Genomic DNA, 20,920 nt, shown 5'->3' on the forward strand with positions numbered 1-20,920 from the left:
GAGCGGAAAGAAGTAAGCAGCGGACTTGCTCGCGTTGGCTGTGGATTGCTTCTCCGCTCAAGTCCGCGCGGCGGCCGTCGCCTCGTGATTCGGCGGAAAGGGGTTGTCTCGTCGAAGGTTCTCATCGCTTCTTCCAAATGGATCGGCTCGCTTCGGCTTGGTCGAATTCGGCGAGATAAGGTGCCGTCGGAAGCGGAGTTCAAAGACGACGTGGGGGACGAGTATGCCCGGAACGAAGTTTACCCTGGCGTGTGTCGTCGCTCATCTAGGGGTGATGGCGAGTGTGGTTGCGATCGGGTGCGGTCGCGGATTCGACGCAGAACTCGATCGGTCGGCCGATCAATTCGTGGTTCAACGAGAATCACCGGTTCAGGAAAATGGGCGGTCGGAACCGAAGTCGGAAAACACGCCTCCGGCGACTGCGGTTCCCAGTCCGGTAGATTCCGCCGCGGCAGCGAACAAGGGCGGCGGGACGACTTCGCCTTCAGGGAGCATGGTCGCTTCGTCTCCTGCTCCCATCGTACAGAGCGCGGACGGCCAGGCCGTCGGCGGGGTGACCGCCCCCTCCTCCAGTCCTGCGAATCCGGCGACAACGCCGCCGGAACCCTCGGCCACGCAAGCCGTCACCGTTCCCGTAAGCGCCTCGACATCCGCGGCGACTTCGCATGTCACCGACTTACTGGCGATGGTGGTTCCGGAGCGGGATTCCCGAGACGGCGTCTGGCAGCGGGAAGGGGACGCGTTGGTCTCTCCCCCGCAGGCCCTGACCGTGTTGACCTTTCCGTACCGTGTGGAGGGTAACTTCAAACTCACGATCGTCGCGGAACGGATTCAAGGGCAAGAGGCGTTGAACTTGGTGGTTCCGTTCGGCGGACGTCCGGCGATGTTCGTGCTGGAGGGATTCGGAAAGAAAGTCACGGGTTTGAATCTGGTGCGCGGAATGACCGCGGATCAGAGTCCCGGTTCCCTTCGCGGAACCGTGTTTCTTCCAGGCAAGCCTACGGAGATTACGTGCCTGGTAAGCATGGCGAAGTTGTCGCTGCGCTGTGACGGCAATCGGCTGACCTACACGTGGAGCGGTTCGCCCGATTCCGTGCAATTAGACTCCCGCTTCTGGACGGGAATACCGGGAGATCGGATATCGCTGACGGTGTATTCGGCCAACACGCGTTTTCGGATTTCTCGGGCCGTGTTGGAACCCTTGACGGCGGACGAGATCGCCGCGGCGACCGCGCCGCCGTCCCGACCGTCCAGGCCGCCCGTCTTCTTCGACGAACGCAACTTAGGCTCGGGAATGGATCATCCGCCCGGGTCTCCGCCGCCTCGTGCCACCGCGGGAGTACCCGTTGGGCAAGGCGGCGAGGCCATGGCCCCGGCGAGCGAGGAAGTCGCATCTTCTCCGAGGGACTACGCACCGCCGCGACTTGCTCCCGCGGAGCCTGCTCCGGAGGAATCGCAACGCCGCAAGGAGTCGGTCTGCCTGATCGAGACGCCGCTGGGTTCGGGTTCCGGGTTCGTCCTGGCGGATAACATTATCGCCACAAACGCCCACGTCACGGCGGATGCCTTCGCCGACGAAATCAAGTTGTCGTTCGGCTCGCAACGATCGCAATCGTTCCGCGCTTCGCGGATCCTATACGAGGACGGTCTCCGCGACATCTGCCTTTTGGAGGCGCAGGTTTCCGCACCGCCCATCCCATTCCGCTCTGATTACGAGATGAAACGCGGGGATCAGGTCGTCGTCATCGGAAATCCGTCCTTGGGGGAAACCGGGATATTGTTGCGCGACGCCGTCACGACGGGGCGGATCAGCGCACTGGTTCACACGGGCGGGTGCGACTTCTACCAAATTCACGCCGAGATCAGTCCGGGTAGCAGCGGCGGGCCGGTCTTGAGCTGGAGCGGCGAGGTCGTGGGCATCATCGCCATGAAGGCCACCGACAAGGGAGAAGACGAGATCCGCAAGGCCATGACGCGTTTGGATCGGAGCGTCGTGTCGCAGGCCGGTTTCGCCTCGGGTCGGGGAATCGCCTTCGCGGTGCCCGCCCCGGTCGTTGCCGAGGCCCTGGCCCACGCGCAGTCGGCCGCGTCGGCCGAAGTGGGCAAAGTGGAGGTTTGGCATAACGCGAGAGTCATTTTGCGGCGATCGGCGATGCTTTGGGCGCTGCATTTCATCAAGTTCTGCGCCAACGTGCCGCCCGCCGTCCGAGAGCAAGAGATAAACATCCGTTTTCGCCGCATTCCCGCCTCGGCTTTACGCCAAATCAAACAGGTGGACCTGATCCCGCCGGAGGAAGCGAGTGCCTTGCTATCGTTGTTGGAAGGCCCCGAGGTCTCTCGGATCGTGCGGGCGTGTTCCAATCAACTGGACGAACGCTTCGAGGCCCTCCGCAGCGGCGGACGCTTGCCCGAAGACGCCCTCAAGTCGTTGGACGATCTCCGCCGAGCAGTCAGCCGAGCCAAGGGCTTGGCGGAAAACCCTCCCACCAATTACCAATATTACTCGAAGGCCTTTTACGATCAGAAAGACTCGGTCAAAGCATTGGTGGAACGACTGGTCGATCAGCTTCATGTCGAAGAGGCCGGTTACGAATAGACCGGCCGGTCCTTTTGGCCGCCGCAATCGGTCGCCGGGGCTTTCCCGATCCGGTACCATGATATGGCGTCCCGCTTTCGTCGCCGCCGGGCGGCGGAGTCGTGGGACCGTGTCTTGTTCCTCGTTGGCGGAGGGTCTCCATCGTGCCTCATCAGCGTGCGGATTGCGGATATGAAGACGGATCGGGTCGTAGCCTTGTAGCGTCTCGCCCCCGGCCGACGGGATTGTTGCGCAAGCGATTTGTCGCGGTCGTGACGGTGGGACTTTTGGGTTTATGGCTCTTGCTTGTGCCCGGTCGAGGTGTCGGCCCGATGGCCGCGGAACCCGACGCAGCCCAAGAGGCCGAGGCGACGGAAGGGTCTGCGGCGGCGAAGGATTCACGCACGGCGGCGGAGCGGGCGGCAGCCTTGGCCGATTTGGCAAAGAAAGGGGCTGAGGCCGTCCCGGAATTGGTCCAAGCCCTGGCCGATAAGGACCCCGAAGTTCGCCGCGCGGCTCTTCGGGGATTGGCCCAGACGGCCCCCGCTGGCGCGGACATCGCCGTGCCGGCTTTGATTCGAGCCTTGGACGACGACGGCGGAAATTGGCAAAGGCCCAACTGGATATTGGCCTCTCAGGCCTTGGGGCGATACAAGGAGGCTGCGGTTCCGGCCTTGATGGAACTGCTGAAGAGCGACGATCCCAAGCAGACGGCCTATGGTTGCTTGGGAATCTACGAGATCGGCGCCGCCGGCGCCCAGGCCGTGCCGCGTCTGATCGAACTGCTGGAAAAAGACGATGCCCGCTATCGCCGCGCCGTGATCGGGGCGCTGATGAGCATCGGCCCGGCATCCGCGCCCGCCGTGCCCCTGCTCCGAAAACAGCTCTTCTCGGAGGACTTTCACACGCAGTACTGGTCGTGCCGCGCTTTGGGGGCGATCGGGGCTCCCGCTGCCTTGGAGGCGGTGCCCGATCTCGTCGATCGGCTGAAGAACGGGGCGGCATCGGTCAAGCGCAATGCGGCGGCGGCCCTGGGCAAACTTGGGCCGGACATCGGCACCGAAGCCGTCAACGCCTTGATCGAGGCCGTCGATGATCCCCTCCAACCGGTGCGCGAACAGGCGATCCAGGCCCTGGGGCGAATCGGCCCGGCGGTTGGCGAGCGGGCGGCGACCGCCATCCTGGAGTCCCATCAAAAGCGACCGGTCTTTCCCGCCTCCGTGGTCTATTGGGCCTTGTGGCGGATTCGGGGGGAATCCCAACCGGCCATCGACGCCATCGTGCGGGATCTGCGAGAGGGCACTTACGGAGACGAGGCCATGGCTTTGCTCTTGGAGATGGGGCCCGCCGCGGAGGGCGCCATCCCGGCGCTCCGCGCGGGTTTGACCGAGCAGTCCCAGGAGTTCCCCGAATGGCCGGGCCGCGCCGCTTGGGCCTTGAACAAGCTCCACGCCGCCGGTTTCCCCAACACCGACTTGCCTGCCGAATTGAAGGCGCAATTGGAGGCGGAAGAGGACGAGTGACTGAGCGGTGATACTCGTAACCTAGACAAATAACCTAGCGGCGAGTCGTACGATCTCCGTCGCACCGCGATCCCCGGTCTTGTCGCCACGTCCACGCAAAAAAATCCGCTTTTTGCGTGGACAATGTCTCTTTTCCGGTTGACAATGAATTGAGAGGTTGAAGTCCGTGAGGCGGTTCGTCGCGCGATCGGTGCGATCATGCTTCGCCGCTCGTGCGACTCGATGCCTTCTGCTTGGGGGAGCGGTGCCGATTCGCGAAAGCAGAACCATGTGCCCACGTGAAACGAAGGTTCCGTCGCGAGGCCATTGCGCATGGCCGGGGCGAACGTCGCTCGTATTGTGGTTGATGCTTGCCGCAACGCTCTGCGCGGCCGAGAGAACGGCTTTTGCGCAGGCGGCGTTGACAGTGGAGACCGTGGAAAAGCAGGCAGGGGCCGTTCCCGCCCCCGTCGGGGATGCCGCTCCGGCGCCGGTCGTCGCTCAGCCCGCAATCAAGGCCGCCGATTCGTCTCCTGTGGAAAGCAAACCGGGCACGGAGAACGGCACGCAACCGCCAACCTCGTCGCCTCAGGCCAAACCCGAGGGAAGCCCGTCGAAAGACACTTCTCAACGCGCGGAGCCATCCGGCAAGAAGCCGGAGGAAAACGCCCCCGGCGGCGTCGTCAATCGCCCCACTGAACCGGAATCGCCGCCGGACCCCGAGGAATTGAAGGTCCGCCCGGACGAGACGGGCAGGGTCCGCGTCAACTTCCGCAACCAGCCCTGGCCCAAGATCATGGAATGGCTGGCCGACATCTCCGGGATGAGTTTGGACTGGCGGGAACTGCCGGGCGACTATCTCAACCTGGTCACCCGCGAGAGCTACACCGTGGAGGAAATGCGCGACCTCATCAACCAGCACTTGTTCCATCGCGGCTTCACCATGATCCGCCGAGGCGAGGTGCTGATGGTGGTGAATTTGGAGAAAGTGGACCCCGGTTTGGTCCCGCGCGTCTCGCTGGAAGACCTGGATCGCCTGCCGGACTTCGATTTCGTCCGAGTATCGTTCGCCCTGGATTGGATCCTGGCCGACAAGGCGGCGGAGGAGTTCAAGCCGTATCTCAGCCCTCGCGGAAAGCTGCTCCCTCTTCCAACGACCAATCGTTTGGAGGCCATGGACGCGGTAGTAAACCTCCGCGAATTGGCGCTTCTGCTTCGCGAGGAGCAATCGCCCAAGGGGCAAGAGCGGTTGGTCCGAGAGTTCGTCCTCCAATACGCCCGAGCGGAAGAGACGGCGGAGCAACTGAAAGACCTGCTGGGCGCGAAGCAGAGCGGGTTTCCGATGCCGCCGGGCATGAATCCGCAGCAAATGCAGCAGATTCAACAGGCCATGATGGCGGCCCAGCAGCAGATGCAGCAGATGCAGAACGTCCCCGGCGGCCCCCAGACGGGCGGCAAGCGACCGGTGGGTTTTGCGCCCCAGCCCGACGCCAACTTCGTGGTCAACAAACGTCGCAATTCCATTGTGGCGCAGGCCCCGCCCGACAAAATGGCCGTCATCGAGCAGGCGGTCAAGATTCTGGACGTGCCCTCGGACACCGGGGCCTTTCTTGCCGGGATGTCGCGCTGGCAAGTGTATCGCCTGGCCGCCGTCGATCCCGAACCGCTGGCCAAGACGCTGGAAGAGTTGGGCGGGCTGGACCCCTCCGCGCGGATCGAAGTGGACAAGGCCAACAACGCCCTGATCGTCTACGCGCCCTTGGCCGATCACGTGACGATTCGGGCGGTGATCGAGCGATTGGACGGCAGCGGCAGACGCTTCGAGGTGATTCAATTGCGCCGTTTGCCCGCCGATTACGTGGCCGGGACGATCGACTTCATGATGGGGGGACAGCGCGAGACGGAGTCCAGCCTTCCCGCTTGGTTGCCGCCCTGGGAGCGAGATCGCCAGAGACAGCCGAAGAAGAACCCTAACGAATTTCGGGTGGATGCCGACGTAGAAAACAACCGCTTGCTGCTGTGGGCCAATGAAATCGAAATTCAGGAGGTGCAAAACCTCTTGGTCAAGCTGGGCGAGATGCCGGCGGGCGATTCGGCGGCCAACCGCGTCCGCGTCCTCGAAGGCCTCTCTCCGGAAGACGCGGCGGAGGTCTTGGACGCATTGCGCCGCCAATGGCCGGCGGTGGCACCCAACCCGATCCGCATCGAACAGGCCCCGAAACCGACCTCGCCCGATGCGCCGAACCAACCCTCCCCGCAACCCCAACTTGAAGGTGATCGAACCGCGGACCCGCGGCGAAATGCCGGGGTGACGCTCCCCGAGACGACTGCGGAGTTGGGCGATCCGCCCGGTGCAAAGATCGAAGCGTGGGCTGCCGTGCTCACCAGAGAACCGCTCCCGGAGGAACCGCCGCAAGACGCCCCCGATTCCGCCACGGCCTCGCCCAGCCCTCCGCCGCTGATCGTCGCTCAAACGCCCGACGGTAAAATTCTGATCACTTGCGAAGACCCTCGGGCATTGGAGCTTCTCGATTTCTTGCTGCGTGACCTGGTGCCCGCCAAGTCCGATTACCGCATCTTTCGCCTTCGCTACGCCTGGGCCGACAACGTGGTGAAGGTGTTGGAAACGCTGTTTTCCGAAAAGAAGACCGAATCTCGGATGCCGTATTGGTACTATTATGACCCCTGGATGTCCCCGCGAGACGAGACGAAGGAATCCTCGCGCTTATCGAGTCGCCGGCCCGTCAAATTCGTGGCGGACTTGGACTCCAATTCGGTATTGGTGCAGAACGCCGACGCACGGCAATTGGCACAAATCGAAGAGATCATCCAGTTCTACGATCAGCCGCCGCCGCAAGATTCGGAATCGGTGCGCGTGACGGAGATTTTTCGGATTCGCTATTCGAAGGCGTCGCAGGTGGCCGCCGCCGTGAGGGAGGTCTATCGCGATCTGCTCAGCCCAGACGAAAACCGTCGCGACAACCGGGGCGGCATCTTCCTCTTTCTGGACGGCGGTCAGGGCGATGCGCGAACCCCGAGATTCAAGGGCCTGCTGTCGATGGGCGTGGACGATCTTTCGAATACGCTGTTGGTATCGGCGCCGGTGTATCTGATGAACGACATCCGCAAACTGATCCAAGAACTGGATCAGGCGGCGGAACCGGTTCAGGAGGCGGTTGAAGTCATCAAGCTCGGCCCGGGTGTGAGCGCGGAGAGCGTGAAACGTTCATTGGGAGATCTATTGGGGACGGGGAGTGCTGGAAAGGATAGATCGAATGAGAAGAAACCCGGCTCCAGCACAATCCCCCCCGGTAGTCGTAGCCGAGAGCAGTCACCTCCGCAGCGATAACCGCAGCCTTTGGGTGTCTCAACCGCGACACTCTGACCGTTCGCAGGTTGCTATTACCCTCTTGATGGGCGGATAGCCTCAATAAATCGGCTCGCAGCGGAAGGCACCGCGTTCCACTCCAATGGGTGGTTTTGCGCCAAATTGTGCCTGGACTTAAGCTGTGAATTCGGGCAAAATAGAGCTAAATTCATCTTCGGGCCCTGACCGAAACGAGTAAGACGGGTGGCTGCGCTCGATCCCTGCGGTTGCTCGAACGGGCCGTTCATTTCCTACCTCCCTTATTTTGATCTTTTTTGAGGCGACGCATGAGCGAAGGCAAATCGGAAAGCCCCGCGGCTCCTGCCGCTCAAGAGAAATACGCTCCCGGTGGAGAAATCAACGGTTGGCAGAACGTCGCAAAACGCCCGAAAAGGGGCGTGCCCGCCGGACTGTGGATTCGCTGTCCCGGGTGCAATAGCACGGTCTTTCGCAAGGACGTGGACCGCCTGATGGGCGTCTGTCCCGAGTGCGATTACCATTGGTACGTGTCGGCAAGAGATCGTCTAGCGCAACTTTTGGATGAGGGAACGTTCGAAGAGTGGTTCGCCGACTTGGAACCGTGCGATCCCATTGAGTTCGTGGACAAGATATCCTACAAGGAGCGCATTCGCCGGGAACAGCAGCGGACCGGCCTCAAAGACGCGGTGCTGGTGGGCATGGGTATGATTCGTGCCCGGCGCGTCGCCATCGGCGTTACCGACTCGGCCTACATGATGGGTAGCATGGGTTCCGTCGTCGGCGAAAAATTGGCTCGGCTTACCGAACGCGCTCAAGAGTTGGGGTTGCCGCTGATCATCGTCTCCGGTTCCGGCGGCGGCGCTCGAATGCAGGAGGGCATGCTGTCCCTCATGCAGATGGCGAAGACCTCGGCGGCTTTGGCCCGGTACAGCGCGGCAGGCGGGCTGTACATCTCGGTTCTCACCAATCCCACGATGGGGGGGGTGGCCGCCAGTTTCGCCTCGCTTGGGGACATCGTCATCGCGGAGCCTAAGGCCCTGATCGGGTTTGCCGGGCCGCGTACCATCATGGCAACGATCCGGATCGAGTTGCCCAAGGGGTTCCAGACCAGCGAGTTTTTGCTGGAGCACGGCTTCATCGATCGGATCGTTCGCCGGCCTGATTTGAAGAGCGAACTGGCCCGATTGATCGACTACTGCGGCAAATAGGCCTCCGCAACCGGCCGCGCGTGCCGTTGGAAGGTCCGATTGCTCCGGAGTTCGGGCGACCGATCCGGTCGCACCTGCCGGGATTCGCCTCGGGCGGCACCGGATGAGACGACTGTCGTCGGACCGAGGAGCGGTGCGGCAAATAGGCAATCGTGGTCGCGGAACGCTTTCCCTTCCTGGTGAGGCGGGTTCACCGGCCCGCGGCAACGGCGAGAGCAACGATGGTCTGGCAATTCCTTCAGTCCCTCTTCGGCGGCAAACGGGCCGCGCGGGGCGCCGCTCGGCGCAAACTCGACGTCCGCAAGCGGTTCGAGATTCTTCGAGAGGGCGTGGCCGGGACGATGTCGAAGTTCTACGTCGCCCGAGATCGGGAACGCGGCCAGGTCGTGGGGCTGAAGATCGCGGATCCGGCCAAGGTGGCCGCCCACGAGGCCCGCTTTCGCGGACTCAATAAGCCCAGCGAGGGCGAGATCGCCACGCAATTCATCCATCCCTTCATCGTGGAAACGTACGAGTACGGTTGGACCACCGCCGACGAACCGTATTTGGTGATGGAGTATCTATCGGGCGGGATCTTGCATGCCCATATCGTCTCCAATAGCCCCGTGCTGCGCGAACGACCGCTCTTGCCTTACATTCGGCAATCGGCGGAGGCCGTGGCAATGATCCACGAACTGGGGTACATCCATCACGATATTTGCCCGCGCAACCTGATGTTTACGGGCGATTTGCGGATACTGAAGCTGACGGATTTCGGCTTGACGGTGCCCGCCACGCCGCCCTTCATGCAACCAGGCAATCGTTCCGGCACGCCCAACTACATGGCCCCGGAAGTGGTGCGTCGCTACCCCAAGGACGAACGCCTCGACATCTTTTCCTACGGCGTCTCGATCTACGAGATGCTGACGCTGGAATTGCCGTGGGAACGCGGCACGACGGGTATGGCGGCGATGAGCCACAACACCCCGCCCGTCGATATCCGACGCCGTCGGCCCCAAATTCACCCCGACTTGGCCGCCGCGATCCACGCCTGCATCGAGCCCGACAAGGAAAAGCGCTGCCCCTCGATGCCCGAGTTCTTGGCTCGCATCGCCGACCTGCCCTCGACGGATCTTTGAGGGCGACCGTCGAACACGCGAGAACCCCTCGCCGCGGGACTCTCCGCGCAATCAGTCACAACAGGTGAAAACGCCTCCGCTCGTCGGCGGCGGCAAGGGCGCAATCACGAAGCAGGCCGCAGCCAAATCCCCAGGACCACGCCCAGCGCGATGCCGACGAATCCCGCCGCTACGCTCCCGCCGACGTTGATCAGGGCAACCATGTGCTGTCCGCGACGCGCCAAATCGAGCGTTTCCCATTGTAGGGTCGAGAACGTGGTGAACCCGCCGCAAAAGCCGGTTCCCAAAAAGCTGAACCAACCGGCCATGGAAGTGGGCTGCCGCTCCCAGACCAGGCCCATCAAAAAGCCCAGCAGGAGCGAGCCGAAAAAGTTGACCAGGAACGTACCCAGCGGAAAATGGTGCGTCCAACCGTTTTCGTGGATCGCGCGGCCGATGATGTACCGCGCGGCGGAACCGATTCCTCCGCCCATGCCGATGAGGGTTACGTGACTGGTAACGAGCCCCCAAACCAACGCGGAAGCGAATTGCAATGTGCCCATGGCGTCTTGGCGTCTCCGGGAAGCCTTCATGGTGCAAAGACTCACAAGCGGAATCAATTCCACGGTTACGCGGGGAAGGCCGAAAGCAAAAGACCCCGCCTGACCGGGAGCCTGGCGAGGTCTCTATACGGAAAGACCCCCACCCGGCTCAACCAAGTAGGGGTCATTAGCAGCAACTCGACTGCGGTTAAAGGCGAACCCCATCGCCTTCAGCACAATCCTACTCCATCATCGACCGCCGGTCAAGCGGCAGTTGAGCCTGTGGCCCAGTTTTTTGGGCGGCGTTAAGTAGCGGCGTAGCGGGCATAGGGTGAGAATCGGCATCCCCGATTAACCCCAAAAGATAATGCCTCCTTGCACCCTGAATAGAAATGCCCACGCCACCCCTCTGATGGAGGGGTGACGCGAGGACATTACCGATGAGTGCGAAAAAGCATGCGCGGCTGGAGGTTTTCAGTTCAATGAAAATGCACCGTATCACGAGATATCACGCTGTTGAATGCGGGTGAGATGTTGGGGATGAGCTACCACCAAACGAAGCGTTCGCGGGCGTGCTAACAGCCTTCGGGGACGGCAGGGCATAGGCGGCGAGTATTTCGATTGTTTGGGTGTTATACCCGAACAGAAATGCCCCCTTTCGGCGCGAATGGCAATGTCTCTATCAATCTTCCGAAGGGTCTGGAGTGCGGGAGCGGGTTCGGGTTTGGAGTGCGGCAGCGGGTCTGGAGTGAGGCAGCAATGCTGCCGCTTGGAACGGCGGCGGCGAGCCGCCGCACTCCACAGTTAGCCGCACTCCACAGTCAGCGGCGAAACGCAGTCCACACGGGGAGGAAAGCTCGCGGCGGCGACGTCCGGGGATGCCGCGCGAGGAGGAGAGCGAGTCCGAAGCAAAGTCGCTCGATTCGATCCGGCTGCGCGAAAGATCGTATTGGAATAAACGTAATCCAATAGAAAGGTTTCCGCGCCCGGTCCGCGTCTGCGGCATGTTTTTCTCAACACGCCGAGCTTTCGGTTCGCGTTACCTTCGGATTCCCCCGAAGGAGCGACCGTAGCCGCCGCCGTAGCCAACACCCGTGCCGTAGGTGTCGTTCAGCGTGCGGTAGTAGGCGGCCTCGCCCTCCACGGCGCTCAGACCGGCAGTGAAACCGGGGGCTGTGATCACCCGACCGTCGATCTCCTCTCGCGGATAGCCCAACTCCACCAGCAGGTTCACGATCGCCTCGCGCCGGGCCTGATCCAAGGCCGGGTTCTTCTCGTCCGGCAATTCCTCGACCACCACCGGGAAGGGAACGTGCGGCAGTCGCAAGGCCGCCGAGAGCAGGTGCTTGCGGCCCAGCGGCGTCAGTTCCGCCGTCTGCCCCACGAATTCATGGTCGTAGAAGATGAAGTCGCCCGCCTCGGCGTTGGTCTGCATCGTCTCCCAATGGGCGTCGGTGACCTGGCCCAAGGGGAAGGGGCGATCGTAGCCCGGTCCCTGCTTGGCCTCCCGCATCGCGCCGTGGCAACCGCTCAACAGCAGCAGCAAGGCCAACCCGCCCATCACCTCCGCTCGCCTTCGCCGCGATCGCGGACTCGCATCTCTCTGATCCGACCGACGCCGTTCCATGGCTCACGCTCCGGGTCTTGTTTCGCTTTCCGCCTGTTTTCCCGGGCTCGCGCGATCCCGCGCGAAGCCGCCTGAATCTCCGGCCCGCGGCCTTCAGTCTCCGTGACCGAAGGGTCCGGAAATCATCGCCGGACCGCCCGCGTTGTAACGCCGACGGAGATTGGGCCACGTCGTGCCGTCGTACTCCGCCGTGGGCCGACCCTCCAGGTGTCCCTTGATGAAGAACTCGTGGTTCGTCGGTTCCGTGACGTCGAAGCCCGGCAGCGGCGGCGTCTCCTCCGGTTCCATGGGGTGGACCAGCTCCGGCGTTACCAGGATGATCAACTCCGTCTCGTTGCGGGACATGCTGCGGCGACCGAAGATCTGGGCCACGATCGGCAGGTCCCCCTGGTTGTTGCCCGACATCGAGTCGTCCAGCAACCCGGCCAAGGCCAGGGTCTGGCCCTCCCGCATCTCCACCGTGGTGGTCACCGCCCGAGTCCGCAGGCCCGGCGTCCCGTTGACCTTGTTCTTGTTGTCGATCTGGCTGAACTCCGGCGAGACCTCCAGGCGGATGAGGTCCTTATCGAGGACCGTGGGGAGGAAGGTGATGATCGCCCCGTAGGCCCGGAAGTCCGTGGTCACCGCCCCCACCCCGTTCACGCCCACCGCGGTCGGTACGGCGAACTCGCCGCCCGCGATGAAGGTGGCGGGCCGACCGCTCAGCGTCACCAAGGTCGGTTCGCTGAGCATCCGCAGCACGCCGTGCTCCTCCAGGTAATGGATGCCGAATTTCAAGTCTCCGCCGTCGAAGGTCCCCAGGATCGAGGCCGTCCCCGAGGAACTCAGATTCAGCAGCGATTGGATCAGGAACTTGCCCTGATCGAGATTGAGCTTCATGTCCACGCCGAAGTTGCGGGCCGCCGTGCGATTCAACTCCGCGATCTTGACCTTCAAGGCGACTTGCGCCGGACCGGGAATGCGAAGCAGGTTGATGACTTGGAGGGCGGGCAGGTCCTGACCGGCGGCCATACGGCCCACCGGGTCGTCGGCCTGTCCCTCGGCCACGCCCCGGGCCCGGACCAATTCGCCCCGGATCACGGCCATGATTTGGGCGGCCTCGGCGGCATCCCGGGCCTGGCCCCGCACGATCAGCTTGTCCCCCACCGCCGTCAGTTCGACCTTGCTTTCCGGGAACAGTCGGGCCAGGTGCGATTGCAGCAGGGAGTAACGCTCGGTCTGCTGCTTTTCGATCTCGGGGTCGGGCTTCACGCGGACCAGGTACGTGACCGGGCGATAGCGTTCGTCGGCGAACCAGAACGTGACGTGCGTGGCCCCCTGCCCCTTGCCCAGAATCGCGATCTCGCGGGGCGTAAACTGGCTCACGTCGCAGACCGCCGGATCGACCACCGCCGTACGGTAGACGTCCACCTTGGTCCGCAACAACTTGCTCCGCCGCACGATCACCGTCAACTCCCCCGACTCCTCGATGATTTCGAAAGGAGCGGCGAGAAGTTCCCCAGCCATTTCATGCTCTTGCGATGAAGGTACTTCCTCCACGAGACTTGCGCCGGACGAGGTTTCCTCGACCCGCATTTCCGCGAAGCCCGGGGCTTGCTGCAACGGCGTCGCCGCGCTTGCCGCCGCGGATTGGGAGGGGGAGAACTCCAGCACTTTCATCCCCGGCGTTCCGTCGCCGCTGTGAGGACTCGATTCCGTCACCACGGTGTTCAACGTCGCATTGCGGTTGCGGTCCTGCCGGCTGCCAACGGCGGTCGTATCTCGCTCCGCACCGGTCGTCGGCATCGCGTCCCGACTACTGCCGGGTGCCTCGCTCCGCTGCGGATTGTTCCAGCTCGAGATCGAAGAATACCGCGGCGCCGGCAATTCGGAGTTCACGGGCAATTCCACCGGGCCTGCTCCCACCGGCGGATGCGAAGTCATGACCTTCAGATCAGCCGTTGACTCTCGGGGCGGCGCCGTGACGCCGGGCAAGAAGCGTGCCGACGCCTCTTTTCCCTCGGCGAACCCGAAGTCGGTTCGAGATTCCATGACCCGCGTATCGGCGGCGGGCCAATCCAAACCGGTTTGCACCAAGCCCTGGGAATCTCGGACGCCGTTTGCGACCTGCTCGACTCCTTCCGTCGCCACCCGCTCCTGCCCGGCGACCAACCGTAACTCTCGGTCGCGGATTACGATCTCCTCGATGGCCGGTTCCGCGATCCAATCGCGATCGTTCCTCGGCGCCAGGCAGGATGAAACGTGTTGCGTCCGGTCGCTCGCGGCGGCAAGAGACGAGGGCAGCGGCACCCGACCGGGCGATTCCCGTCGCAGGTTTCCCATGACGGTCGGAGAGAGCCAGGGCAAGCAAGCCCGCACGGCGCCGCGGTTCATGGCCGATTCGCGAATCGCCGCGTCCCGCATCCACAACTCATTCCGCGAGGGGCGCGACTCGGCGGAGGCGAACGGCGTGCTCGCAAACTTCTCCGTCGGTCGCAAGTGAAGCATTACCGCCCCGCCCGTGCCGGATAGGCTCAGGCGCTCGACCTCCGCGCAATCCGGCAACGACGCTCGTTCGGACGTCGCCTTCCCTGCCCCCTCGGCGAACGGGGGAGCCGCTCCGCTAGCGACTTCGGGGACGGTGGGCTGAACCTTGGCGGTCGCTTTACCGGGCAATTCCTCCAACTCCGGCGCGTCCTCCACCCAAATTTCCGGACCGGCGGCGACTGTGCGATCCGCATTGTCGCGGCGCTGTATCTCGGCGGAGGCCGCTTCAGTACCGATGGCTTGCGTGCGGTGTCCGGTGGATTGTTCGGCTCCCAAATCGAGTACGACTTCGCCGACATCTCGCCCCGCCTGGGAGGGATCGGCGGCAGTTGAGGCGTCTCGGATCGTCAACTCCGCCGCGGCCTTCGGCGCAGTCGGCGAGGCCGCTTCCGCGGGCCGGCTCCGTGACGCGGCGAGAGGTTGAGCGGCGTTTATCCGAATCTCCAAGGGAACGGGAGATACAGTCCCCTTCGTGCTTGGCTGGTCGGCCCAACCTCGCGATGCGACGGCCCAACCCAAAGCCACTGCCAAACCGCAACCCGCCGCCGCGGCGAGGATCACCGTCCGAGAGCGTGAAGACGTCGCACGCCTCGGCTCGCACGGATCCTGCTGCCGGAAGTACCGCCGTCGATTTTGTGAGAACGGAAGTTTCATGGCTCAATTCAAGTCGGAGGGAGAACAACCCGTTCCGGCGGCACGTCTCGGTCTTGGACCTACCGCCGACATGGTCGCGTGCTTGGTCAATTTACGGCATCGGAACCGGCGCTGGACCGCTGGGTAACGGACTCGGCTCCGGATGGGCGTCGCTGGGAGAGCCTGCGGATTGCGGGGCGGCCGATTGAGGGATGGGATGCCATTCCTGCGCCGCCGACGTATCCGGACGGTGCATCCACGGCGGCATCTTCAGCGACGGATAGCGATACGGACTCCAGTAGCCCGTCATGGTTTGCTGGGCGTACATGCCCGGCCAGTGATACGTGAACCGCGGCGGCACGGGAAACTTGTAACTGCCCCGGCAACCACAGTTGAAGCCCGCGATCAAGGCGTCTTTGTGCACATGCTTTGGACAACCGCAGACCGGGCAGCAATCGGCACACGACTGTGCCTCGGCCAACGGGCTTGAGGAGACGACCGCCGTCCCGGCGTCCGCTGCGGCGGATGCCGTATCTTGCCCCAACACGGCGTCCCCCGTCGTCACAAGCATTCCGACGACCAGCAGGCCGTATTCAACAAGCAATGAAACTTTTTTCATGTGTTCAACCCTCACGCGGATCATGGACGCGGTTGAGGCTTGGATCTTCCATCCCAAGGACACAGACCCGCCGCCAAAACTACCGGAATTGTTCATTTAGCCTTACTTGCCGATACAACACTTCCCTTCGTTCGTCCCAACGTGATCCTCTCAAGGCCTACCGCTGATGAATCGCAAATCATCGGCGGCTTCTTTACATCGGCTGCTTTGCTCATAATCGTCAAATCGTTGCCATCGAGCATAGTGAGAACGCTCGGAAAATTCGGCCAAGATGAGAAGGCTAGGGGGATTGGATGGCCGCCCTGGTCAAGAATCCTCCCTGATAACCGCAAAAAGCCGCAGAGTCTGTAAATCCAAAATTACGATTACGGCAGGAGCAACCGCGCCAGAAAGCACGACCGATCCGCTGAAGAGGGGGAACCGGCCGAAGCGGAGTATCCCTCGCGTCGGCTGACGCACGACTTTATGACGGGAAACTTGGGAAGAAAACCGCTCGGATTCGAGGCGGTTGGGGTCGGGGAAAACCTCAAAAGGCGGATTTCACGGCAGATGCCTTAACGGCACACGATCAGAGAAGGCTTTCCAGTAGGAGGCGGAACTTTCGCAACTCCGCCGCTTGATCGACGTCGGGTTGCGGGGCTATGTCGATCGACAGCGCCTGCCTGTACCCGTAGCGTTCCAGCCGCGCGATCAGTTTCCCGTATTCCACCTCTCCCTGCCCCACGCGGACCTGGAACTTGTCCTTCTTCGTATCTCGCAGGCGCACGTGGCGGACATGCTTGTACAGTGGTTCCATGGAGGGGGGATTTTCTCGGCCGTAGATGAAATAACTGGGGTCGAGCGTGATCCCCAAGCCTTTGGCGTGGTTGCACAAGACGGCCAAGGTATCGGGCGACTCGCTCATGCGTCCGGTCTCGGTCAACAGGCTGACCACGACTTCCTCGAGGTGCGCGATCGCCACCATGCGCTGGAGTCGCTCCACCTCCTCGTTGAACGGCGTCCCCAGTTCACTGGAACGCACGACGATCGGCACGACCCGGGTCGCCTTGGCCAGCTTGCAGCACGCGGCAAATCGGCGAAAGTACTCCTCGCCGGTCGCGTCGGTATCAAAGCTGTACGCCACAGGCGTCAAACGAAAGGTCTTGCGGCAGAGGGCTACGGCGGACTCGAAATCGTCGGCCACCTGGGACGGTTTGAGATGGCCGTCGGCCTCGTGCAGCATGATCTCCACGGCGGAAAACTCGAGGTCGCTCAACCGCTCGAAGGCGGTCGCCAGAGGCAGATCGGCGAAACACCGAGTCGTAACGGCAACAAACACCAGGCACCTCCTCCTGAGGGGGCGTATCTTCCAACCGACCGAGCAGGAGCGCGCACCGCTGAAAGGCGTCGCACATCGGTCGCGTATGACGTTCCGTGGAAATTAGAATCTCATTAATTGGTTGTCACACCTCGGCGATCCTCACTGTCGCCGATCGTAGCATGCAGCTTACCGCTCTAACGCGCCTTTTGGCAACACCGGCTGAGGCGACGCCCCCGCATCCGAGACGCCCCGCCTTGCCGGCCGCCGCTTCGGCCCGGTCCAATTGGGCGTCTCCGCTTCGGACTCGCTCCGCTCGTCTTCCGCTCCGCCGCCAGATTCGGCAGTTCCCTGAACCCCTGGCCGGGGATATTTGTATTCGTGAGAATTATGAGAATTAGATGACATTTCTATGTGTGGGTAACAACCGCAATCCGGGCGAACGACTTGGCGAGGCGGACCCGTGGTGAACGCGCAACGAATCGCCGGTGGGGGGCTCTGGAGTACTCTGAACGCGGCCGAAGCGGGGATGCGGGGAAACCCCAGAGAGCCCTGTGCCGAGCTATCGAAGGCGCGAGTCATGGTGCAGTCGATCCCTCGCCCGGCCGGTTTCGTAACAACCCGGTGCGGTTTTCGGAGAGTTTCCGTCTATTGGCCTGGGCCGCTTCAAGAGGACATGCGGATCGGGCATCCGGGGTGACATGCAAAAGGACGGCCGACGTAGACCTATTCGGGTGGGGTGGTAATCCCCCTGAAAAAACGGGTTCATTGACGGTTAAGCTCCGATCCCGTAGATTGAAGAGTTCTATTGGATGGAATCTTTGTCGGTCACGGTGGATTGGCTTTCAGGTCCACCTCGGGACACCTCGCACGAGCCGAGAACGACTTGCGGCGAGTTTCGTTCCCTGCGGCCCGAGTCTTGGCCGGCGGGTCTTGCAATCACGCGGCGGGCACAAAGTCTAGTAATATCCCCACAACATAGGTTGCCGGGAGAGCCTGTGGGGGTAGGGGAAGTTTGTTTAGCTTTTAAGGAACTCACACGATGGCACAGTCTGCGAAGTACGTGTATTTCTTCGGACCGCAGGGCACCGAAGGCAACGCCGGCATGGTCAACCTGCTGGGCGGTAAAGGCGCCAACCTGGCGGAGATGGCGGGACACCCGGACCTCCGCCTTCCAGTCCCCGCCGGTTTCACCATCACCACCGAAGTCTGCACCCTCTTTATGAAGCAGGGCGGACAATATCCGGAGGGATTGAAGGAGCAGGTCGCCGAAGCCCTCGCAAAGGTGGAAGCGGCCATGGGCATGAAGTTCGGCGATGCCGAGAATCCGCTGTTGGTCTCCTGCCGGTCGGGTGCGCGTCGCTCCATGCCGGGCATGATGGAAACCGTGCTGAACGTCGGTCTGTGCAGCAAGACGATCCCCGGCTTGATCAAGAAGACGAACAACCCTCGCTTCGTGTACGACGCCTATCGCCGACTCATCATGATGTACTCGGACGTCGTGATGGAGAAGGCCGAGGGCATCGAACCGGCGGAGGGCCAGGGTATCCGCCAGCAACTCGAACGGCTGATGGAGGCTTTGAAGCATAAGAAGGGCTACGAGAAGGACACCGACCTGACGGCTGAGGACTTGCAGACCTTGTGCGAGCAGTTTAAGGCCAAGGTTCAAGAAGTGCTCGGCAAGCCGTTCCCGGACGATCCGCAGGAACAGTTGTGGGGCGGTATTGGAGCGGTCTTCAAGAGCTGGAACGGCAAGCGGGCCGTCTCCTATCGCCGCATCGAGGGCATCCCCGACGAGTGGGGCACCGCCTGCAACGTGCAGAGCATGGTTTTCGGAAACATGGGCGACAACTCGGCGACGGGCGTGGCCTTCAGTCGCAACCCGGCCACCGGCGAGAACAAGTTCTACGGCGAGTGGTTGCCGAACGCCCAGGGCGAGGACGTGGTGGCGGGCATCCGCACCCCCAATCCCCTCAACGTCGCGACCAAGAGCGAGCAGAACAAGCACCTACCGTCGCTGGAAGAGGTCGCTCCCGCCCTCTACAAGGAACTCGATGACATCCGCATCCGCTTGGAAAAGCACTACAAGGACATGCAGGACATCGAGTTCACCATCCAAGAGGGCAAGCTGTGGATGCTGCAATGCCGGGTGGGCAAGCGGACGGGTACCGCGGCCCTGAACATCGCCATGGACATGCTGGCGGAAGGCCTGATCGACGAGGCCACCGCCGTGCTTCGCGTGGCGCCCAAGCAACTGGACGAGCTATTGCACCCGATCATGGATCCTGCCGCTGAGAAGAAGGCCAAGCCGATCGCCAGCGGCTTGCCGGCAGGCCCGGGCGCCGCCTGCGGACAAATCGTCTTCACCAGCGAGGACGCCGTGGCCTGGGCCAAGCAGGGCAAGAAGGTCATCCTCGTCCGCGAAGAGACGAACCCCGAGGACGTCGAAGGCATGCGCGCCGCCGAGGGCATCCTTACGGCCAGGGGCGGCATGACCAGCCACGCGGCCTTGGTGGCCCGCGGTTGGGGTAAATGCTGCATCGTCGGCGCCGGGATGATCAAGATCGACGTGGCCGCCGGCATCATGAAAATCGGCGATAAGACCTGGAAGCGCGGCGACTACGTGACCTTGAACGGTACGCGCGGCTTGGTGTACGAAGGGCAACTCCCGCTCATCGACGCCACCGAGAACCCCCGTCTCCAGGAGTTCATGAAGCTGGTCGAAAAGTTCCGCGAATTGGGCGTGCGGACCAATGCCGACACCCCGCAGGATGCCAAACTGGCCCGTGAGTTCGGCGCCGAAGGCATCGGTCTGTTCCGGACCGAGCACATGTTCTACGGCGAAGGCTCCGACGAACCGCTGTTCGTGCTGCGGAAGATGATCCTTAGCAAGACGACCGCCGAGCGGCAAAAGGCTTTGGATGAGCTGTTCGTATTCTTCAAGCGCGACATCAAGGGGACGCTGGAGGCGATGGACGGTTTGCCGGTGACGATCCGCCTCTTGGACCCGCCCTTGCACGAGTTCGTCCCGCAGGAAGAGGAAAAGCAGGCGGAACTGGCCAAGGCCGTCGGAATTACCGTGGAACAGATTCAGGAGCGTGCCCGGGAATTGCACGAAACCAACCCCATGATGGGACATCGCGGGGTGCGGTTGGGGATCAGTTACCCCGAGGTCACGGCCATGCAGGTTCGGGCGATCTTCGAGTCCGCCGCCGAATTGCTGAAGGCCGGCAAGAAGCCGCGACCGGAGATCATGGTCCCCGTCACGTGCGACGTCAAGGAACTCGACGTCACCAAGGCCGTCGTCGATAAGGTCCATGCCGAGGTGGAAAAGCAATTCGGCGTCAAGATCGACTACCTCTACGGCACCATGATCGAGATTCCGCGGGCATGCCTGCTGGCGGATAAGATGGCCCAAACGGCGCAGTTCTTCTCGTTCGGCACGAACGACTTGACGCAGATGGGCTTCGGCTTCAGCCGAGACGACATCGGCGGATTTCTGCCGACCTACCTGGAAAAACGGATCCTGATGGCCGACCCGTTCCAGACCATCGATCAGGAAGGCATCGGCCAATTGATCCAGATGGCGGTCAGCAAGGGTCGGGCGACTCGACCGGACCTCAAGGTCGGCATTTGCGGCGAGCAAGGCGGCGATCCCGATTCGGTCGAGTTCTGCTTCCGCACGGGGCTGAACTATGTAAGCTGCTCGCCGTACCGGGTGCCCATCGCACGACTGGCCGCGGCTCAGTCCTCCATCAAGGCGAAACGCGCCAAATGACGCGATTTGTCCCGCGGTCCGGTTCGTAAGCGATCTTGCGACCTGACGTCGGGAATCACCGCTACAATGCCTTTCGCGAAGGGTCGGGGAAATCTCTCCCGGCCCTTCTTTTTCGTTGGGCGATGTTTCGTTGCCCAGCTTCGGTCCGACGGGGCGTGCCTAATCGCGAT

11 protein-coding genes and 1 riboswitch are annotated in these 20,920 nt (G+C 62.6%); of the genes, 6 read left to right on the forward strand and 5 right to left on the reverse strand.

Annotated features, from left to right (window positions below; all coding sequences use genetic code 11):
• The first annotated feature begins 223 nt into the window (after positions 1-223).
• From ACYQ6J_RS16230 to ACYQ6J_RS16250, 5 genes are all read left to right on the forward strand, one after another.
• On the forward strand, positions 224-2,596 hold the full coding sequence (locus ACYQ6J_RS16230; RefSeq protein WP_460185239.1) for a S1C family serine protease: 2,373 nt from the start codon (positions 224-226) through the stop codon (positions 2,594-2,596).
• Positions 2,597-2,907: 311 nt separating this feature from the next.
• On the forward strand, positions 2,908-4,098 hold the full coding sequence (locus ACYQ6J_RS16235; RefSeq protein ID WP_460185240.1) for a HEAT repeat domain-containing protein: 1,191 nt from the start codon (positions 2,908-2,910) through the stop codon (positions 4,096-4,098).
• Positions 4,099-4,513: 415 nt separating this feature from the next.
• Entirely contained in the window at positions 4,514-7,426 is a 2,913-nt protein-coding gene (locus ACYQ6J_RS16240; RefSeq protein ID WP_460185241.1) for a secretin N-terminal domain-containing protein, read from the forward strand.
• A 305-nt stretch (positions 7,427-7,731) separates the two neighbouring features.
• Positions 7,732-8,631, forward strand: a complete 900-nt coding sequence (gene accD / locus ACYQ6J_RS16245; protein ID WP_460185242.1) for an acetyl-CoA carboxylase, carboxyltransferase subunit beta — start codon at positions 7,732-7,734, stop codon at positions 8,629-8,631.
• Between the two features lie 221 nt (positions 8,632-8,852).
• Positions 8,853-9,749, forward strand: a complete 897-nt coding sequence (locus ACYQ6J_RS16250; protein WP_460185243.1) for a serine/threonine protein kinase — start codon at positions 8,853-8,855, stop codon at positions 9,747-9,749.
• A gap of 104 nt (positions 9,750-9,853) precedes the next feature.
• On the opposite strand, the gene crcB is transcribed toward ACYQ6J_RS16250, so the two are convergent.
• The 5 genes from crcB to ACYQ6J_RS16275 all read right to left on the reverse strand — a co-directional run bounded on the left by crcB (position 9,854) and on the right by ACYQ6J_RS16275 (position 16,993).
• A complete protein-coding gene (gene crcB / locus ACYQ6J_RS16255) occupies positions 9,854-10,321 on the reverse strand; it encodes a fluoride efflux transporter CrcB (RefSeq protein ID WP_460185244.1) in 468 nt (155 codons plus the stop codon).
• Between the two features lie 120 nt (positions 10,322-10,441).
• Positions 10,442-10,508, reverse strand: a riboswitch (Fluoride riboswitch).
• 801 nt (positions 10,509-11,309) lie between these two features.
• On the reverse strand, positions 11,310-11,897 hold the full coding sequence (locus ACYQ6J_RS16260; RefSeq protein ID WP_460182412.1) for a hypothetical protein: 588 nt from the start codon (positions 11,895-11,897) through the stop codon (positions 11,310-11,312).
• Positions 11,898-11,990: 93 nt separating this feature from the next.
• The gene (locus ACYQ6J_RS16265; RefSeq protein WP_460185245.1) at positions 11,991-15,077 is read right to left on the reverse strand and encodes a type II and III secretion system protein family protein; all 3,087 of its coding nucleotides are present in this window, start codon (positions 15,075-15,077) and stop codon (positions 11,991-11,993) included.
• A gap of 91 nt (positions 15,078-15,168) precedes the next feature.
• Positions 15,169-15,675 (reverse strand): hypothetical protein, encoded by a 507-nt coding sequence (locus ACYQ6J_RS16270; RefSeq protein WP_460185246.1) that lies wholly within the window; start codon positions 15,673-15,675, stop codon positions 15,169-15,171.
• A gap of 568 nt (positions 15,676-16,243) precedes the next feature.
• Positions 16,244-16,993 carry a sugar phosphate isomerase/epimerase family protein gene (locus tag ACYQ6J_RS16275; protein ID WP_460185247.1) on the reverse strand — a complete coding sequence of 250 codons (750 nt, stop codon included), beginning with the start codon at positions 16,991-16,993 and terminating at the stop codon, positions 16,244-16,246.
• A 1,021-nt stretch (positions 16,994-18,014) separates the two neighbouring features.
• Between ACYQ6J_RS16275 and ppdK the strand changes: the two genes are divergently transcribed.
• Positions 18,015-20,750 carry a pyruvate, phosphate dikinase gene (ppdK, locus tag ACYQ6J_RS16280; RefSeq protein ID WP_460185248.1) on the forward strand — a complete coding sequence of 912 codons (2,736 nt, stop codon included), beginning with the start codon at positions 18,015-18,017 and terminating at the stop codon, positions 20,748-20,750.
• The last annotated feature ends 170 nt before the right edge of the window (positions 20,751-20,920 follow it).

This window comes from Thermopirellula anaerolimosa (genome assembly GCF_054657335.1).